This is a genomic window from Petropleomorpha daqingensis (genome assembly GCF_013408985.1).
Lineage (GTDB): Bacteria > Actinomycetota > Actinomycetes > Mycobacteriales > Geodermatophilaceae > Petropleomorpha > Petropleomorpha daqingensis.
The window spans coordinates 2,183,344-2,201,332 of the sequence record NZ_JACBZT010000001.1 but is presented as its reverse complement, the minus strand read 5'-3'; the positions used below and the strand labels follow the sequence as shown (position 1 = coordinate 2,201,332).

General features: G+C 69.1%; 17 protein-coding genes. 7 read left to right on the top strand and 10 right to left on the bottom strand.

The genetic code is table 11. From position 1 onward, the window contains the following. Nucleotides 1–83 precede the first annotated feature (83 nt). Nucleotides 84–1,094 carry a GDP-mannose 4,6-dehydratase gene (gene gmd, locus GGQ55_RS10845; protein WP_179716590.1) on the top strand — a complete coding sequence of 337 codons (1,011 nt, stop codon included), beginning with the start codon at nucleotides 84–86 and terminating at the stop codon, nucleotides 1,092–1,094. Nucleotides 1,095–1,104: 10 nt separating this feature from the next. Here the strand turns inward: gmd and GGQ55_RS10840 are convergent, their stop codons facing one another. From GGQ55_RS10840 to GGQ55_RS10825, 4 genes are all read right to left on the bottom strand, one after another. Then, complete coding sequence (locus GGQ55_RS10840) at nucleotides 1,105–1,668, bottom strand: sugar transferase (RefSeq protein ID WP_218859246.1); 564 nt, start codon at nucleotides 1,666–1,668, stop codon at nucleotides 1,105–1,107. Nucleotides 1,669–1,868: 200 nt separating this feature from the next. Next, entirely contained in the window at nucleotides 1,869–2,960 is a 1,092-nt protein-coding gene (locus GGQ55_RS10835) for a hypothetical protein (protein ID WP_179716588.1), read from the bottom strand. A gap of 97 nt (nucleotides 2,961–3,057) precedes the next feature. Further along, nucleotides 3,058–4,377 carry a UDP-glucose dehydrogenase family protein gene (locus GGQ55_RS10830; protein ID WP_179716586.1) on the bottom strand — a complete coding sequence of 440 codons (1,320 nt, stop codon included), beginning with the start codon at nucleotides 4,375–4,377 and terminating at the stop codon, nucleotides 3,058–3,060. Between the two features lie 51 nt (nucleotides 4,378–4,428). After that, complete coding sequence (locus tag GGQ55_RS10825; RefSeq protein WP_179716584.1) at nucleotides 4,429–5,091, bottom strand: hypothetical protein; 663 nt, start codon at nucleotides 5,089–5,091, stop codon at nucleotides 4,429–4,431. Nucleotides 5,092–5,342: 251 nt separating this feature from the next. Between GGQ55_RS10825 and GGQ55_RS10820 the strand changes: the two genes are divergently transcribed. After that, the gene (locus GGQ55_RS10820) at nucleotides 5,343–5,654 is read left to right on the top strand and encodes a hypothetical protein (RefSeq protein WP_179716582.1); all 312 of its coding nucleotides are present in this window, start codon (nucleotides 5,343–5,345) and stop codon (nucleotides 5,652–5,654) included. 84 nt (nucleotides 5,655–5,738) lie between these two features. Beyond that, complete coding sequence (locus GGQ55_RS10815; RefSeq protein WP_179716580.1) at nucleotides 5,739–6,875, top strand: LCP family protein; 1,137 nt, start codon at nucleotides 5,739–5,741, stop codon at nucleotides 6,873–6,875. A 26-nt stretch (nucleotides 6,876–6,901) separates the two neighbouring features. Here the strand turns inward: GGQ55_RS10815 and GGQ55_RS10810 are convergent, their stop codons facing one another. The 6 genes from GGQ55_RS10810 to GGQ55_RS10785 all read right to left on the bottom strand — a co-directional run bounded on the left by GGQ55_RS10810 (nucleotide 6,902) and on the right by GGQ55_RS10785 (nucleotide 13,751). Further along, nucleotides 6,902–7,765 (bottom strand): hypothetical protein, encoded by an 864-nt coding sequence (locus GGQ55_RS10810; protein WP_179716578.1) that lies wholly within the window; start codon nucleotides 7,763–7,765, stop codon nucleotides 6,902–6,904. Between the two features lie 50 nt (nucleotides 7,766–7,815). Then, nucleotides 7,816–7,965, bottom strand: a complete 150-nt coding sequence (locus tag GGQ55_RS10805; protein WP_179716576.1) for a hypothetical protein — start codon at nucleotides 7,963–7,965, stop codon at nucleotides 7,816–7,818. Nucleotides 7,966–8,047: 82 nt separating this feature from the next. Next, nucleotides 8,048–9,745, bottom strand: a complete 1,698-nt coding sequence (locus GGQ55_RS10800) for a hypothetical protein (protein WP_179716574.1) — start codon at nucleotides 9,743–9,745, stop codon at nucleotides 8,048–8,050. Between the two features lie 163 nt (nucleotides 9,746–9,908). Then, nucleotides 9,909–10,589: an arsenate reductase/protein-tyrosine-phosphatase family protein gene (locus GGQ55_RS10795; protein ID WP_179716572.1), complete on the bottom strand. Its 681-nt coding sequence runs from the start codon at nucleotides 10,587–10,589 to the stop codon at nucleotides 9,909–9,911. Nucleotides 10,590–10,605: 16 nt separating this feature from the next. After that, nucleotides 10,606–11,982, bottom strand: a complete 1,377-nt coding sequence (locus GGQ55_RS10790; RefSeq protein ID WP_366489052.1) for a sugar transferase — start codon at nucleotides 11,980–11,982, stop codon at nucleotides 10,606–10,608. 356 nt (nucleotides 11,983–12,338) lie between these two features. After that, entirely contained in the window at nucleotides 12,339–13,751 is a 1,413-nt protein-coding gene (locus GGQ55_RS10785) for a tyrosine-protein kinase domain-containing protein (RefSeq protein WP_246323798.1), read from the bottom strand. Between the two features lie 346 nt (nucleotides 13,752–14,097). Here GGQ55_RS10785 and GGQ55_RS10780 point away from each other — a divergent pair, with 346 nt between their 5' ends. From GGQ55_RS10780 to GGQ55_RS28345, 4 genes are all read left to right on the top strand, one after another. Beyond that, a complete protein-coding gene (locus GGQ55_RS10780) occupies nucleotides 14,098–15,060 on the top strand; it encodes a glycosyltransferase (protein ID WP_179716566.1) in 963 nt (320 codons plus the stop codon). A gap of 191 nt (nucleotides 15,061–15,251) precedes the next feature. Further along, nucleotides 15,252–16,232: a hypothetical protein gene (locus GGQ55_RS10775; protein WP_179716564.1), complete on the top strand. Its 981-nt coding sequence runs from the start codon at nucleotides 15,252–15,254 to the stop codon at nucleotides 16,230–16,232. Continuing rightward, nucleotides 16,233–16,742 carry a serine O-acetyltransferase gene (locus GGQ55_RS28350; RefSeq protein WP_179716562.1) on the top strand — a complete coding sequence of 170 codons (510 nt, stop codon included), beginning with the start codon at nucleotides 16,233–16,235 and terminating at the stop codon, nucleotides 16,740–16,742. Between the two features lie 41 nt (nucleotides 16,743–16,783). After that, a complete protein-coding gene (locus tag GGQ55_RS28345; RefSeq protein ID WP_366489051.1) occupies nucleotides 16,784–17,947 on the top strand; it encodes a glycosyltransferase in 1,164 nt (387 codons plus the stop codon). Nucleotides 17,948–17,989 lie beyond the last annotated feature (42 nt).

Sequence of the window (17,989 nt, the reverse complement as noted above, 5' to 3'; positions counted from 1 at the left end):
TTCCCTGCCTTTCTTCGCTAGCGCGACCTTACGTTTTCCCGGGCGCGACTCGAAACAACGGGTCGCCCGAATGAGGGGGAAACGTGACGAGCACTGCCTTTCTCACGGGCATCACGGGTCAGGACGGGTCGTATCTGGCCGAGCTCCTGCTCGAGAAGGGCTACGAGGTCCACGGGCTCATCCGCCGGTCGTCGTCCTTCAACACCGGGCGCCTCGACGACGTGTACGAGGACCCGCACGACCCCGACCGGCGGCTGTTCCTCCACTACGGCGACCTGTCCGACGGCGTCTCGCTGATCAACCTGCTGCGCGACATCAACCCGGACGAGATCTACAACCTCGGCGCCCAGTCGCACGTGCGCGTCTCGTTCGACCAGCCGGTCTTCACCGGTGACGTCACCGGGATCGCCGCGATGCGCCTGCTCGAGGCGGTCCGCGCAGCCGGTGTCGGCTCGCGCATCTACCAGGCGTCGTCCTCGGAGATGTTCGGTGCGACGCCGCCGCCGCAGGACGAGCTCACGCCGTTCTACCCGCGCAGCCCGTACGGCGTCGCCAAGCTGTACGCCTACTGGGCCACCCGCAACTACCGCGAGGCCTACGGCGTCTTCGCGGTCAACGGGATCCTGTTCAACCACGAGTCCCCCCGCCGCGGCGAGACGTTCGTGACCCGCAAGGTGACCCGCGCCGTGGCGCGGATCAAGGCCGGGATGCAGAAGGAGCTCTACCTGGGCAACCTCGACGCGGTCCGCGACTGGGGTTACGCACCCGAGTACGTCGAGGCGATGTGGCGGATGCTCCAGCACCCGGAGCCCGAGGACTTCGTGATCGCGACCAACACCGCCTACACGGTGCGCGACTTCGTCGAGCTCGCCTTCGAGCACGCCGGGCTCGACTGGCGCGAGCACGTGCGCTACGACCCGCGGTACGAGCGGCCCACCGAGGTGGACGCGCTCATCGGCGACGCGACCAAGGCGAAGACGCTGCTGGGCTGGGAGCCGTCGGTGCGGACCCCGGAGCTGGCCCGGATCATGGTCGACGCCGACATCCAGCTGCTGGACGACGAGCTCGCCGGCCGGCTGGTCCGCATCGACTGACGGTCCCGGTTCACCGCCGCCGCGCGACCAGGCCCGCCCGGGCCGCGGCCACCAGGATGGCCAGGTCGCGCCCGAGCGACCAGCCGCCGGAGTAGTCGGCCGCCTCGGCCGCCGGCAGCCCGATCAACCCGGGCCGCAGCACCACCGGCTGCCGCACGGCACCGGCCGGCTGCGGCCGGGGACCGATCAGGGACAGGTCGCCGCGCAGCACGTTGAGCAGCTGCGGCAGCTGGTCGAGGCCCGCCGCGCGCAGCAGCCGGTCGAGGAACAGCGGTTCGGCGTCGGCCACCGGCCGGAACGACAGCAGCTGGAAGGTCCGACCGGCCGGCCCGGCGCACTCCCGTCGGGAGAGCACCGGGCCGGGCCGGCTCAGCCACAGCAGCGCCGCGAGTCCGAGCAGGACGGGCAGCACCAGCAGCAGCAGGACGGCACCCCCGACCAGGTCCAGCAGCGACTTGCCCAGCGGCTCGCGCCCCGGTGTCCGCTCGGCTTCCGGCGGCGTTCGACGCTCCGCCGGCCCCCGTGCGCCGGCGGGGCCGTCGAACGGGGTCAGACCAGCGTTCCAGCGCGGCACTGCTCTGCCCTCCCGTCGAAGGCGAAGTGGACAAGGGGCGCGCAGCCGTGGCTGCGGGGGGAACGTCGCATGGCACCGGTCCTGGGTGCAGTCGTGTGACCCGTGACGGGTCGAGAGCGATTTCGTCCGGGTCGCGGCACGAGCGGCCGACGAACCCGCGTGCCGGACGTGCGTCCGGCGGGCGCGCGAGAGCGCGCGCCTCAGTCGGGACTGGCCGACGGCTCCTCGGCACGGACGACGACGAGGCCGCGGCTCCAGGCGGCGAGCCGGGCCGAGCGCTCGTCGGAGAAGAACAGGTCGGACGAACCCGGCAGGGCCGCGAGCAGGCCGAGCGCGGCCGGGTCGTTCTGCGCGCCGCCCGGACCGGCGGTGCCCCCGCACGCCGCGCCGCCGCCCGAGGAGGGCGAGACCGGCAGCGGGGGCAGCGGCGGTTGCGAGTACGGACTCCCGCCGAGCGGTGGCGCTGGGGCCGGGCCGCCGGACAGGTGCGGCGCAGCGGGCGCGGCCGGCACCGTGCTGGCGGTGACCGCGACGGTCAGCGTGCGGGCCGGCTCGAGCACCACGGCCTCGGGCAGCGGGACGGCGACGGCTACGCAGCCGACCAGCGGCTCGGCTACCGGCTCGACCGGCGCCGGCGTGATCGTCGCCGGGTCGGGCACGTCCGCCGGGACCACCTCCGTGGCGGCGGCTTCGGTGACCGGCGCATCCGCGGTCGGCGTCGAGTCGTCGGACAGCGCGACGGTGCTGGTGTCCACGGCCTCGACCACCGGCGGCGCCGGGTCAGGCGCGGACTCGACGATCGGCGGCGCGGGGTCGGGGGCGGTCTCGACGACCGGCGCCGGCTCGGGGGCGGGCTCGACGACCGGCGCCGGCTCGGGAGCGGGCTCGACGACCGGCAGCGGATCAACGACGGGAGGAGGCGTGGTGGCGTCGTCCGCCGGTGGATCGGCCGGCGGGACGTCCGCGTCGTCCCAGGAGCTCGGGTCGGTCGTCGGGGTGTCGGCGTCCGGCACCTCGTGCACCGGCGGGGCGTCCGCCGGGAGGGACGACGTCCCGTCGTCCGTGCCCCACGCCCCGGGCTCGGCCGACAGGCTGGGGTCGCCGGACGAGTCCGTCGCGTCGCCGGCGGTCGTGCCGGCGACCGGGATCTCGGCGGCGCGCGCTCCACCGCCGAGCAGGACCAGGACTCCCCAGACGGCGGCGCACAGCGCAGCGAGCAGGAGCAGACGGCGCAGCCAGGCGCGCGAGATCGGCGAGGCACCCGTGCCTTCGGCCGACTCCGCGTCCGTCACCGGGCGAATCTTGGTTGTTGGTGGAGGGAAAACGACCGGTTCCGCTCGCTCCGAGGCTCGATCACGGCGCGTGATCGACGGAGCGTGACGACCTCCGTCAGCTACCGCGACGACCGAGCGCGCGATACGACCACCCGGCGGCCACCCACGCGTCCCTGTCCAGCGCATTCCGGCCGTCGAGAACGCGCTTCCGGTTCACGATCTCGCCGAACGCGGCCGGGTCGAGGTCGCGGTACTGCTTCCACTCCGTGAGCACCAGGACGGCGTCGGCGCGCTCGGCGGCCTCCTCCGGCGTGGCCGCGTAGTCCAGGTGCGGCCATTCCCGGCGGCTGTTCTCGACCGCCGCCGGGTCGGTCACCCGCACCACCGCTCCCTGCAGCTGCAGCTGGGCGGCGACGTTCAGCGCCGGGGAGTCGCGGATGTCGTCGGAGTCCGGCTTGAACGCCGCGCCCAGGACGGCCACGCGCTTGCCGAGCAGGGAACCGTCGCAGACCTCGCGGGCGAGCTCCACCATGCGGATCCGGCGGCGCATGTTGATGTTGTCGACCTCGCGCAGGAACGTCAGCGCCTGGTCCGCGCCGAGCTCGCCGGCGCGCGCCATGAACGCGCGGATGTCCTTGGGCAGGCAGCCGCCGCCGAAGCCGAGGCCCGCGTTGAGGAACTTGCGCCCGATCCGGTCGTCGTAGCCGATCGCGTCGGCCAGCAGCTTGACGTCGCCCCCGGTGGCCTCGCAGAGCTCGGCCATGGCGTTGATGAACGAGATCTTCGTGGCCAGGAACGAGTTGGCCGCCGTCTTCACCATCTCGGCGGTGGCGTAGTCGGTGCGGACCTGCGGGATGCCGCGGGCGACGATCGGCCCGTACACCTCGTCCAGCACCGCCGCCGCGGTGTCGCCGTCCTCGCCCGCAGGCAGGCCGTAGACCAGCCGGTCGGGGTGCAGGGTGTCGCGGACGGCGAAGCCCTCGCGCAGGAACTCCGGGTTCCAGGCGAGCAGGCTGCCCGGCACCTTCTCCCCGAACATCGCCGCGAGGTCGGCCGCCGTCCCCACCGGGACGGTGGACTTGCCGACGACGAGCTCTCCCGGCTCGAGGACCTCCAACAGCGATTCCGCGGCCGACCGGACGAACCGGAGGTCGGCGGCGTACTCCCCGTGCTTCTGCGGGGTTCCGACGCAGATGAAGTGGACCCGCGCACCGGCCGCGTCGGCGACGTCGGTGCCGAAGCTCAGCCGGCCCGAGGCGAGCGAGTGACGCAGCAGCTCGCCGAACTCGGGCTCGTAGAACGGGGCGTCCCCGCGGCAGAGCATCGCGACCTTGCGCTCGTCGACGTCGATGCCGACGACCTCGTGACCCAGCTCGGCCATCGAGGCGGCGTGCACGGCACCGAGGTAGCCGCAGCCGATGACCGCGATGCGCATGGACCGGACGTTAGGTCGGCCCCCGGACCCCTGCCAGCCGAGGAAGTCCGGCTACGCGGCCAGCGGCGCAGCCTCCAGGTGGTCGTCCCGGCGGCGCAGGACGTCGCCCGCCGGCAGGACCAGTCGCGGCAGCACACCGATGAGCACGGCGACCAGCAGCCCGGCCGCGGTCAGCGCCTCACCGCTCTCCTCGACGAAGGTCGCGAACGCCGCGGAGACCGGGCCGGCGGTGATGCGCGCGTAGGTGGAGACCAGCGACAGCCCGACGGCGGCGACGGCGTACCCGGCGAGCAGCGTGACGATCCGCCGGCGGTCCCGCCGGTCGTTGCCGCTCAGCCGCCAGAGGAACACCAGCCCGGCCGCGGTGACGATCCCGAGGACGACGGCGCCGCGCCAGGCCTGCTCGCCCGTCCCGAACAGGTGGACCAGCCGCACGTGCAGGTCACCGGCCGCCTTGGCCGCGGCCAGCCCTACGGCCGAGGCGGCCACAGCCGACCACCACACCCGACGCCCGGGCCGCAGCCATGCCCCGAGCGCCGCGACCACGGCAGCAGCGGCCAGCACGGAAGCGACGAACAGCCGCGGCAGCGAGCCCGGCAGGTCCATCGACAGCAGGTGTCCCAGCGCGCCCCGGACGTCGAACAGCCGCACCCCGAGACCCACCGTCTCGAGCGCGGCGGCGACGGCCGCGAGGACGGCGGCAACCGGCGGCACGACGGGATGCACTGGGACGGACCGGTTCACACCTGGCTGTCTAACCCGGAACGGGACGGGTCGTGTCGGGACGCGCCGTATCTGTGACGGGCACGAATGCATCTGTCACAACGTTCACACAACGCTCAGCTCCCAGGCTTGAAGCTCTCAGGCCAGGGGCACACCATGGGCACAGAGCGAACGGCTCCACCGAACGTTCTGACCGCACCGGACGACACGCCTGCCGCCCGCCTCACCTGAGGACGACGCGCATGACCTGGGTGCTGATCGTGGGGGTGGCCTGGTTGGCCATCGCCGCCGTCGCCGCGCTCGCGATCGCGCGCGCCATCCACGTGGCGGACCAGAAGCAGCACTCCTCCGACGCCGAGAACTTCGTCGTGCTCGATGACGACCCGCACGTCCCGCTGCGGTCCGAGGGGTACGTCGCCCCGGCCGCGGACGGCACCGTCCCGGAGCCCCGCGGCGCCGATGGCCGGCGATCCCGCGGGCGGCGCTCCGTCGTCCGCAACCCTGTCGCCTCCTCGGAGCGGACACCGCATCCGCACAGATCCGGCGCCGTCTGAGGCTCCCCCCTTCGGGGCAGACACGGGTCCGAGCAGGCCCGATCCCTCGTAACCTTGATCGACGCCAGGGATCACGGGGGTTGCATGAACGCCGACGAGCCGGACGCGCGCGGCCAGCAGGCCGACGCGACGACGTCCGAGACGGCTGAGACGGCCGCTCCCGACGCGACCCCCGACCCCGAGAAGACGGAGCCGGCTGCTCCCGCCCCGCGTCGCCGCAGGCTGCTGCGCCGCGCGCTGATCAGCGCCGGCGTCCTCGTGCTGGTGCTGGTCGTGCTCATCGGCGGCGGCATCTGGTTCGTCACCGCCCGCTACGCCGGCAACATCGACCGGATCAGCGACGTCTTCGGGGGCATCTCCGAGGAGACCCGGCCCGCGCCGGCGACGTCGGCCGACGACCCGAGCGGCGATCCGGTCACGTTCCTGCTGGTCGGCTCCGACACCCGCGGCCACCCCGCCTCCGGTGAGGACCCCGACGGCCGCTCCGACGCGATCATGATCGCCCGGCTGTCCGCCGACCGGAAGCACGCCCAGCTGATCTCGATCCCCCGCGACTCGTGGGTGCCGATCCCCGGGCACGGCACCAGCAAGATCAACGCCGCCTACTCGTGGGGCGGCCCGTCGCTGCTGATCCAGACGGTCGAGCAGCTGACCAAGGTGCGCATCGACCACTACGTCGCCATCGACTTCGACGGCATCGCCCAGGTCACCGACGCGCTCGGCGGCGTGGACGTCAAGGTCGCCGAGACGACGACGAACGGCCCGTACACGTTCACCGCCGGGGTCAACCACATCACCGGCGAGCAGGCCCGTTGGTACCTGGGTCAGCGCCACCGGCTGGCCGGCGGCGACTTCGACCGCGTGAAGCGCCAGCAGCAGTACCTGCAGGCGGTGTTCAAGAAGCTGTTCAGCTCCGACACGTTCAAGGACGTCGGCAAGCTGGACTCGTCGCTGCGGGCGCTGACGAGCGCGGTGAGCATCGACGACACCCTGAGCAGCACCGACCTGTTCACGCTGGCCTACTCGATGCGCGACCTCACCCCGCAGGACGTCGACTTCTTCACCGCGCCGGTGCTGGGCACGGGCATGGAGGGCGCGGCCAGCGTCGTCTACCTGGACCAGACCAAGGGCCAGCGGATGTGGGCCTACCTGAACAGCGACTCGCTGGCGCAGAACGCCGCCGAGTTCAGCAAGGAAGCGCTGCCCGACACCCCGCGCTGAGCGCGGTGGGAACCGGCCCGCTACGGCTAGCGCGCCTCGCGGCCGGCCGCGCGCCCGGGCGCGAGGTCGGGCAGGTCGAGGGTCTGTGGGTCGACGGCGCGGCGCAGCGGCCAGCCGGCCGGCAGCACCAGTCGCGGCGCGGCACCGGCGAGCACGGCGATGAGGAACGCGACGCCGCCGAGTGCCTCGCCGGATTCCTCGACGTAGGTCGCGGTGGCCGCCCACGAGGGGTCGACGGCACCGGAGATCGCGGAGAGCCCGACGGCGGCGACGGCGTAGCCGCACAGCGCGCCGAGCACGCGTCGCCGGTCACGGCGCTCGGTGCGGCTGAGGAACCACAGGGCGGTGACGACGGCGAGGGCCAGCAGCGCGCTGAGCGCGGTCGCGGCGGTCGGGCCGGCGGTCGCGGTGAGCCAGTGCAGGGCGTCGGAGTGCACGGTGCTGCCCGCCTTGACCGCGGCGATCACGCCGCCGACGAGGCCGACCGCGGTCCACCAGGTACGCCGGCCGGGCAGCGCGCTCGCACCGGCCAGGGCGATCAGCGCGGCAGCCGCGAACAGCGTGGCGACGAAGAGGCGGGGCAGCGAGTACGGGGCGTCCATCGACAGGGCGTGAGACGGCGAGCCGTCGAGGCGCAGCACGAAGCCGACGGTCTCGAGGGCCACGGCCAGCGCGGCGAGCGCGATGCCGATCGGCGGCAGCGGGAGGCGCCTGCGGGGCTCGGCCGGCACGACCTCCGCCGCGGCGAACCCGGGGAGGTCAGCGGTGGTCAGGACACCGTCGATCTCCCGCTGGTCGGCCATGCGGATCCCACGGCCGAGCACGATCCCTACCAAGAGGGCGACGACCAGCCACGCGGTCAGTCCCCCGAGCACCCACCACAGCCACACGCAGGGCTTATCGGCAGGTTGCGCTCACACCTGAACGGTGCCGTCCGGTTTCAGCCGACGGCGACGAAGTTCGGCAGGTCCGCCGTCGTCAGGACGGCGTCCCGCTCGCGACGGTCGGCCAGACGGACGCCCCGGCCGAGGACGACGCCGGCGACGGTCGCGACGACGAGCCAGGCGGTCAGGACCCAGAGCATCCACACGCGGTGATCATCGGCAGTGCGGACCCGGATCCTGACCGTCGCCGCCCCTCCCGCCCCGAGGGCCCCGTCGCCCTCAGGGGCCTCAGCGGACGTTCGCGGGGTCGGGCGCCTCGATGACGATGTTGAGCGACGACGGCGCCTTGGTCGACGGCTTGCCGGCCTTGCGGCGGCGGCCGTTGCGGTACTCGTTGACGATGAAGCCGAGCACCGGGACGTCGGAGACGTCGGCCCGGTTCCGGATCACCTCGAGGTCGGCGAGCGTCGTCCGCGGGGAGGCGAGCACGACCAGGCCGCCGGCCGCCGCGAGCTGCAGGGCGAGCGGGTGGTCGTTGACCGCCGGCGCGTCGACCAGCGCGGTGAGCGAGTCGAAGCCGTTGAACAGGCGGGCCCAGTTGTCCCGGCGGTGCTCGTTGAGCCGGCGGCCGGGCTCGGTGGCGAAACCGTTGAGGCCGACCGGGACGACCGGCACGCGGCCCTCGCCGAACGAGATGTAGTGCAGGACCTGCGAGAGCGGGCCGCCCTCGAGCACCTCGGCCAGGCCCGGCGAGTCCTGCAGGTCGAACACCTCGGTCGTCGTCGGGTGGCCGAAGCCGGTGTCGACCAGCGCGACCGGCTGGCCGATGTACTCGGCCGCGGCGGCGAGATTGCGGGTGAGGACGCTCTTGCCCTCCCGCCGGTGGGCGCTGGTGACCACGATCGAGCCGAGCCCGCGCCGCCGGGCGCTGAGCACCAGCGAGGAGGAGAGCACCTTCAGCTCGTTGCCGAGGCGGGTGTCCTCGGACAGGTCGGCCAGGCCGGGCAGCTTGCGCAGCCGGCGGTCCTTGCTGATCGTGCCGAGCAGCGGGGCGCCCAGCGTCATCGCGGCCGCGGCGGGGTCGATCACCCGGCGGCGCTCGATGGCGGCGTAGGCGACGGCCAGGCCGATCAGCAGGCCGGCGACGACACCCGCGGCGAGGTTCTGCAGGTTCGGGCTCTTGGCCGCCGACTCCGGGCGCTCGGCGGAGATGACCCGGTCGACGCCGGACTCGAGGATCGCGAAGTTGGCCGTCGACTGCTGGATCGTGTCGTTGGTGTCGTTGATGCTCTGGGTGATCGCCACGGCCTCGTTCTGCAGCCGCTGGTAGTCGACGTCGGTCTCCAGGGTCGACTGGATCCAGTTGGCCCGCTCGGTCGGGTTCGAGATGTCGCCGGAGAGGCTGGTGACGAAGGCGACCTTGTCGGCCAGCTGCTTCTGGACGTCGTCGAGCCGGTCCTGCTGGGTGTCGCGCAGCGTGGTGAGCACCTTCGTGGCCTCGTCGGCGCGCTGCCGGTAGGCCTGCGCCTCGACCGTGGCGTACGCCTGCGGGATCGCGTTGGCGAGCTGCTGGGCCAGGGCCGGGCTCGACGCCTGCGCCTCGATGTTGATGACCGTGGAGTTGCTGACCGGGTCGATCGCAACCTGGGCGGCGACCTCACCCGGGGTCAGCCGGCCACCGAGCAGCTCGCTGGTCGCGCTGTTCACCTCGGGCGAGCGCAGGATCTGCGCCGCGGTCTGCGAGTTGAGGTTGGCGTTGCCGCCGCCGGCGCTGCCGAACAGCGCGACGTCGCCCGGGCTCCGGACGACGATCTGCGACGAGGTTGTGTACGTCGTGGGCAGCAGCGGGGTGACCGCGTAGGCGATGCCGCCGCCGACGAGGGCGCCGACCAGACCGCACGCCACGTACCAGCGCAGCGCGGAGCGGGTGAGCCCCGCCGAACGCGGCGCCGCGGACAGATCGTCGAGCGAAGTCCCAGCTGTCACGTCGGTCTCCTGCGCCTCAGATGGTGCGTGCGCCGGGGACCATACATATGACACTGCGTGATCGGAGCAGGTCGCGCTCTCGCTCTTGGTTACTTTTCGTCGCAGTCAGTGGCGCGGACGACGCAGGGCCACGGGGCCGTCGCGAGCCGTCACGAAATGACGGTCAGGACGCGGAACGAATGCGTCCGGTGTCGTTTCCTGTGTCCGTGAACCCGTCGTCACCGTGGGCAGCGGACGGGACGTCGTCGGCGAGGTCGACGATCCGCTGGAGGAGCGGCAGCAGGGCCGCCGCGATGAGGTCGCCTGCCTCCTGGTGTGCCTCCAGCGGGCGGTTGATCGGGTCGGGGACGTCGTCGTCCTCGCTGGCGGTGTGCCGCGAGCGGGCGGTGGCCATCTCCCGCACCAGGTCGCGGGCACGCGTGGGCAGGTCGTCGCCGTCGGGCTCGACCTCGCCGAGCAGCTCGAGCAGGCTTGCCGCCTCGCGCAGGGTGAACGTGCGCGCGAGGGCCCGCGGCGCGAGCTGGAGGACGTCGCGCCGGTGGCCGCGGGTCATCGTGAGGATGAGGTCGGCGTCGGCCGTGTGGTCGGGCTGGATCTGGCGGGCGGCGAACTGTCCGACGTCTCCCCCGAAGCCGGCGAGGACCAGCGCGCTGTCCGGGTGCATGCCCGAGCCGACGACGGCGCCGGTGCCGGCGCTGGTGAGCCGGATCAGCTCCGGCTCCTCCCCCAGCGTCTCCGCGAGGTAGGCGCGGCCGAGCCGTTCGGCGAGAGCGCTCCGGCAGATGTTGCCGGTGCAGACCAGCAGGATCCGGAACGCGCCTGTCGCATTCTGCTGCCCTGTCACCCGGACAGTCTGCGACCTAGTAGGCGCCAGAACCACGCAGGACCGCGCCCACGGTCTTGAGCAGGATCATCAGGTCGAAGGTGAGCGACCAGTTCTCGACGTAGCGGACGTCGATGCGCACCGAGTCGTCCCACGAGAGGTCCGAGCGGCCGCTGACCTGCCACAGGCCGGTGATGCCGGGCTTGACCAGCAGCCGGCGGCGCATGTCGAAGCCGTACTGCTCGACCTCGCGGGTGACGTGCGGCCGGGGGCCGACCAGCGACATGCTGCCGTTCAGGACGTTGAGCAGCTGGGGCAGCTCGTCGAGCGAGTAGCGCCGCATGACCGCGCCGACGCGGGTGACCCGCGGGTCGCGCCGCATCTTGAACTGGACGGCGTTGCCCTCGTTCTGGTCGTGCAGGTCCAGCTCGACCTTGTCGGCGTTGGTGACCATGCTGCGGAACTTGTAGACGGAGAACGGCTTCTCGTTCTGGCCGATCCGCTCGTGCTTGAAGAGCACCGGGCCGCGGCTGGTCAGCTTGACCGCCAGCGCGAGGAGCACGAGCAGCGGCAGCAGGAACAGGATGCCGAACAGCGCCGAGGTGCGGTCGAAGACGCCCTTGACGATGCGGCGGACGCCGGTGAACTCGGGGCGCTCGACGTGCATGAGCGGCAGGCCGGAGACCGGGCGGATGCGCACCCGAGGGCCGGCGACCTCGGTGACGGCCGGCGCGAGCAGCAGCTCGGCCTGGGTGTTCTCGAGGTCCCAGCCGAGCTGGCGCAGCGCGGGACCGTCAAGCTCCGGGCAGGGCAGGACGGCGACCGTGTCGATCTCGTACTGCTTCACGATGGCGGCAACCTCGTCGAGGCTGCCGAGCACGGGCAGGCCGTTGAAGGCAGCCGGCGCCTCCGCCCGGTGACCGGACGGCAGGGCGCAGCCGACGATCCGGTAGCCGTGGTAGGCCTCGCGGTCCATCTGCTCGTGCAGCGCGGCGACGCCGGAGCGGTGACCGACCAGGATCGCGGTCTGCTGGAAGTGACCCTTGGCCCGCTGCCGGTGCAGCCAGCGGCGCTGGGCGAGGCGCTGGCCGAGCGTGAGCACCATCGCCAGGGGCAGCGCGAGGACGACGAAGCCGCGGGCGACGTCGAGCTTGAAGGCCCACGAGATCGTCCCGACCGTGGCCAACAGCAGCGCGGAGGCGAAGAAGACGCGGCGGAACTCCTCGGCGCCGATCCAGAGGAAGCGCTCCTCGTAGGTGCGCATCGCGGTCATCGCGGCGACCCAGACGATCGGCAGAGCGAGGATCAGCAGCGGCGTGGTCGAGGACGACTCGAGCGAGCCCCCTTCGGCACCGAACCGGAGGACGTGGGAGGCAGCGGCGGCGAGGAGGGCGCACAGCGCGTCGAGCACCACTAGCCGGCGGACGTAGTGCGAGCGCCACGCACGACGAGCGGACGTGCCCTCACCGCGCAGACGCGCCGCAGTCCACAGCCCTCGGCGAGCAACCGTCTGCGTAGCGTGACGTACCGACTCGTCACGAACGTCGAGCAGGGTCAAGCCCCGAACCCCCGTACCTAGATGCGCCGAGTCGCCGAAGCGACCCTCACCGGCGACGAACCCCGTGTTGACCAGGAACTACAGCGTTCAACTGGCGTTCGCTTGAACTTAACGGAGAGTTTCGTCTCGGAAAAGGTCTGTTACGTCACTCGACAGGGGTACAGCGCCCGATCGTGTTCCGGAACCAGTGATCGCCGGCGCGAGCACGCCAGCTACTTCTGCTGGCGCCGCAGGCGTCGCGCTCCGCCGTCTAGATCGGAGGCATAGCTGTAGCCGTAGCCGTAGGAACCCGACACGTCAGCCTTCGGCGGGACGATGTTGAGGATGACGCCGAGGACCCTCGCCCCGACCTGCTCAAGCGCTTCGGCAGCTCGCTGCAACTGATCCTTCCGAGAACTTCCGTATCTGACCGAGAGAAGGACGCCATCGACCATGGCCGCCAGGCCTGTTGCATCAGCGACAGGGAGCAGCGGCGGCGCATCGATAAGGACGTACTCGTACTTGTCACGCAACTGCGCTATGAGCGATGACATATGCGCCGACGCGAGCAACTGACTTGGGTTGGGGGGCGTCGGTCCCGCACCAACGACCGTGACGGCGCCGTCCTCGTACGGCTGGGAAACTTCAGACACTCCGGCCGTACCGGCCAGGATGTTAGTAAGGCCGACGCCACCAACCATGCCGAAGTAGCGCGTAACTCTCGGCCGTCTTAGATCCGCCTCGACTACGACGACTTCTCGACCGGCTTCCGCTAACGCCAATGCCAAGTTCACCGCGACGGTAGTTTTGCCCTCCGACGGCATAGGACTGGATACCATGATCACCCGGGGCGGAGCGTCTACGTTGAGGAACTGCAAGTTGGTGCGCAGTTGACGATAGTCCTCCGCCGATCGTGTTGTGCTCGAGCGATCAATCAAGTGGCTGGTCGCAAGGCGCTCATCGCGGAAAACGGTGCCAATCACAGGTGAGCCGACAAGGCCGGAGATCTCCTTCGGATCTCTCACCGAACGATCCAGGGCCATGCGCGAGATCGCTGCGGCTGTACCAATGAGCAGGCCCAGGACCGCGCCGATCGCCGCATTCCGCAACGGGTTTGGAGAACTCGGTTCCATCGGAACCTCGGGCTTCTGAACCACAGTGACTTTTACGAGCGACGCGCCGCCTCCCGATGGCGTCTCCAAATCGGTGACCAGATCCGAGAACTGTCGCCCCAAGGCTTCGGCGATTTGCTGGGCGCGTTGAGCCGAGGGATCCGTCACCGTCACTTCGAGGAGAACAGTATCAGGGACGACGTTCGCTGTGATTTGCCCGGCCAAGTCAGAGGGAGTCTCGCCGAGGTCCAAGTTATCAATGACGCGACGCGCCAACTCATCGCCGGTGAGCAACTGCGCATACGAAGCGACTCGCTCTTGCGAGAACTGACTGCCTTGGAATGCTTCGGTTGTTGTCGCGGAGTCCCGAGTCGACACAAAGAACTCTGTCCGGGACGTGAACTGCGGCGTAGCCAACAAGGTCAGGAGCACACCGGCTCCAACACCTAAGAGGAGGCCAAGAACAGGCAGCCACCAGGCCGCCCGCACTGCTCGGTAGAGGTCACCCAGCCTCAAGTGAAGATCCCCAATCATCACGACGACGCCACGAAGACGTGCGTCAATGGACCAGGAGCCTAGGCGGACGAACCCAGGAACGCCGTCTGACGGAGAGTGCCCTCCCCCACCCGAGCGATCTTGGAACCGCCCGGGTGGGGAAGCGGTCCGGACAAGAGTTAGCCTCGTCCAGCCTCCGCGGCCGCCCCCGCGCTGACATCGCATGCGCGACCTCGCCCATGCCGCCAAATCCCGAAGAACAGACTCTGGGCGGCTCGGCCAACAGCAGGACGTTACGTCTCAGTTGCAGTGGGCATCCGCTTGGTGTGTAGAACGGGGACAGGAAGTGAGTGAAGCCTTGGCGCCCACCGTGACCGTCAGCGGCATGGTCAACGAGTTCAGTGGCATCGGTGTCGTCCAGCGAGCCCTGTACCCCCGGCTAGAGGCGATGGGTCTGGAGCTTCGCGTCTCCCCGGAACGCGAACCGAGCGGCGCCGGGCTCCGCGACAGGCTCGCAGCCCTGACAACAGCACTCCTGGCGCGACCCGAACCGGGCGGTGTCTACTTTTCCACGGTCAACCCTTTCCCCCTCGCCCCAGGTGACAACGCGGTCACACTGATCCACGACCTCCAATGGCTGAACACCAAGCACGGGGCGAGCCGGCTCTACCATGCGCTCGATCTACGGCGAACGGTGAAGAAGTCCAGGGCGCTGCTCGCCATCAGCGAGCGAGTTCAACGCGATCTCTTAGCACACTTCCCCGAAGACGCGAACAAGATCACCGTCTGTCGCCTCGGGCCTGGCATCGTCGACGTTCCCCGGTTCGAACCGCGGGCGAGTCGCGATATCGTGCTCATGGGCGGCGCACCGCACAAGCGCAATGAACTGGCGGCGGAGATGCTGGCGGACGCACCGGAATCCTTCGACAAGATAATCGGGATCGGCGTCTCAGATCGCACGCGAGCGATTGTCGAAGACCGTGTCGGCACCGACCGATGCATTTGGCATTACCGCGTTCCGCGAGAGCAAGTCCTAGAGATCTTGGCCACGACATACGCGTTCATACTTCTCGGTGTCGAAGAAGGCTTCGGACTTCCCTACATCGAGGCACTCGCTTCAGGCGCACATGTCGTCGCAATAGACCAGCCGCTGACTCGCGAGCTTCTCGGCGATGCGGCGGTCCTGCTCGAAGATGCTAAGTCGGAAGCCCTGGCAAAGCAGTGGCTCGAACTCCAGTCCGACCTGCCCGCGCTCCAGGTACGCCAAGCGGTCGCAAGTCGGTACAGTTGGGATGACTTTGCCGCCCAGGCCCGCGCAGTTCTCACGAGCCTCCCGCCGGTCACATGAATCCACCACGAGTGGCAACCCCGCACCTGAGCGGCCCTCCGAAAAGCAGGGAAGCTCTGCCCCGAGGCCTGACGGACGCTCCTGCGGGCCGCGCGGCGCGACAGTTTGTGGTTATTGCGGCGGCAGTCGCCGGCGCTCTTATAGCTTCGTTTCGCCTTGAGATTCTACCACAGAAGTACTCGTATGACGGGGTGCGGATCTCGCGGATTGCGCAAGGCGTCATTCCGGATTACGGCGACCGCAGCTACGCCTCGGTGGCGGCCATTTATAGCGCGCTGGGTATAGAGAAGAGCCTTCTAACCGCTTCATTCCTAGGTTATGGCTTGTTTCTGCTCGCCCTCACCGAAGCTGTGCGGCGATACCGCCACGGCCACTTGACCTGGTCCACAACGATCGTTGCTGCGGCTGGGTGCATACTCGGGGCCGTATACCTAGGATTCTATTCGAAGGACATCGTTGTCGCGGTAATCGCTTTAGCAGTCATCGCGCTACCAAGTAACCCCGCGGGCAATGTCACGCTAGCACTGATCTTCGTTGGCTACGCTCTTACGTTCCGCAGTTACTGGTTCCTCATCTTGGCCATTTCCATCGGCCTGATCGTCTTGCGTCGAAGACTCCGAACGCCAGCGCGCATGCTTTTGCTCCTTGTCGCCGTTCTAGTGACCGCATCGCTCATTTACGCAAGTCTATACGGAGTGGACATTCGCGACGTCCGCGACGCGATCAACGCCGACAGGCTTGGCAGTGCAGACGCCCAAAGCGCGATAAGCTCTTTCCTGACAGGCGGTGGCGTCGCTGGCGGAGCCATCAACGCCTGCCTTGAACTGCTATTCTTAGTCGCTCCCATCCCCTTGGCCTTGACCGGCGGGCCACTATACGCGGGAATCGCTGTTCTCCTCGCGGCGTTTTGGATGACAGTCTTCCTGGCCGTCCGCAAACTTGGTCGGACACCAAGCGCCGACCCCAGGCTGTGGCGGGCCAGTGCCGTGCTTCTCGCCTGTGTGGTCGTGCAAAGCCTGTTTGAACCCGACTACGGTTCAGCCCTGCGCCACTTAACACCGTTTCTGCCCGTGGCGCTCTTTCTACTCCATGGAGCTTCCACCATTACTGCTCTGAGGGCGAATCAGCAGCCCGCGGCGAGGTCTCGCGTCTATATACGAGGGGCGGTCTAGATGTTCGATTTCATACTTCAAGATGTCCGGCAGGACGAGGTCGAAACCAAGGCCGGCGTCGGATCAGTCCTCACGCTTCGGACTCTGGCCGTTGTTCTCTTCCGACTGAGTCAGGCGATAGGGCGACATTCCCCGGTTCTCGCCGGAGTCTTGAAGCAGGTCAACCAACTGTTAACAGGCGCCGACGTGGCCTGGCAGGCGTCGATCGGACCCAGGCTTTCCCTCTACCACCCGGCCGCCGTAGTCATCGGTCCATACTGTGTCATCGGCGCACGATGCAAGATCCAGTCCAGCGTTACCATCGGGGGCGGTAATGGGATGCAAGGCGGTAAGGATGATTCACCCACGATCGGGGACGATGTGGCTATTGGGCCTGGGGCGAGGATCCTCGGGCCCGTGAGCATTGGACGACGCGTCCTGATCGGTGCGAACGCGGTCGTGACCCGCGATGTGCCAGAAGGTTCGTTCGCGCGCGGCGTTCCTGCTCGGTCGGAACCCCTATCAAGGTAAGTCTCCTCATCGCTCGAGCTGCTGTGAAGTCAGCAAGGAGAATGCGACAAGAGGAGAAAAGACATCACGCTATTGGAGAACGAGTGGAGCTAGAATCTGGAAGGCCCCGCGTTCTTCACGTCACGTCGGCTTGGGGCGCCGGCGTGCAGACGGCATTGATCGAGTACGCAAGGCAGGGGCGAGGGTATGAGCACCACCTGGTCCACTCCCTAGACAACGAGTTCCTGATCGATTCCGAGCTGGATGGGGTGTTTGCGAGCCGCGTAGCGGCTCCTTCAGGCTATTCGAGTCTGGTTCGGACCGCTCGCCGAGAGATCCGACAGGTAAACCCGGATGTCTTGCACCTTCACTCTGCTGTGGCCGGAGGGTTGGGGCGGATCTTCCTTGCAGGGGGTAGGGCGCGACCCGCCATTGTCTACAGTCCGCATGCGTACTTGTTCGAGCGCGCCTATCTCGCAAGACCGGTAAGGTCCGGGGTGCGGGCCTGTGAGATGCTCCTCGCCCGGCGCACAGACCTTACGGTTGGCGTGAGTCCTTACGAAGTGCGACTTGCTGAGAGCCTGGGCTCAAAAGCCAGATACGTCCCGAACATCGTCACAGACGCCCCTCAAGAGGCTCGCTGGCTCGGGGCCGAGGCGGGGAACAGCGAAGGACTTCCCCAGATCACTACGATCGGGAGGTTGATGCCACAGAAGGATCCCGATTTCTTCCTTGCCACCATCGAAGAGGCGAGGAAGGAAGGCCTTCAAGCCCGATGGACCTGGATCGGGACCGGCAACGAGCAAGACGTAGGGCGATTGCGGACTGCTGGAGTTGAGGTCACGGGGTGGCTCTCTCGAGCCAAGACCTTTGAGATATTGTGCCGGTCAGCATGCTACGTGCATACGGCCGCATGGGAAGGCAGCCCGATGTCCATCCTCGAGGCGGCCACAGTCGGCGTTCCAATTGTTGCGCGGAGCATCCCCGCGATAGTTTCTCTAGGCATGCCTGACCGCTTCTCTACACCTGCGTCCTTGGCGCGTGGAGTGATTGACGTGGTCAGCGGCCGCAGAATACCCACGCCGCCCAGGGTCGGTGACCAAAACGACCAGGCGCGCGCGCTGCGGCTCGCGTATACGGAGGCGGTGCGGCAGGTGGAGATTCGCCAAACCCGTGCGAAGTCGTATGGCCGACATGTTGGTATGGACCTGGACGAAAGCAAGTGATGAGAGGTAACTCACGTCGCGACGAGGGCCCGGAATTGTTGC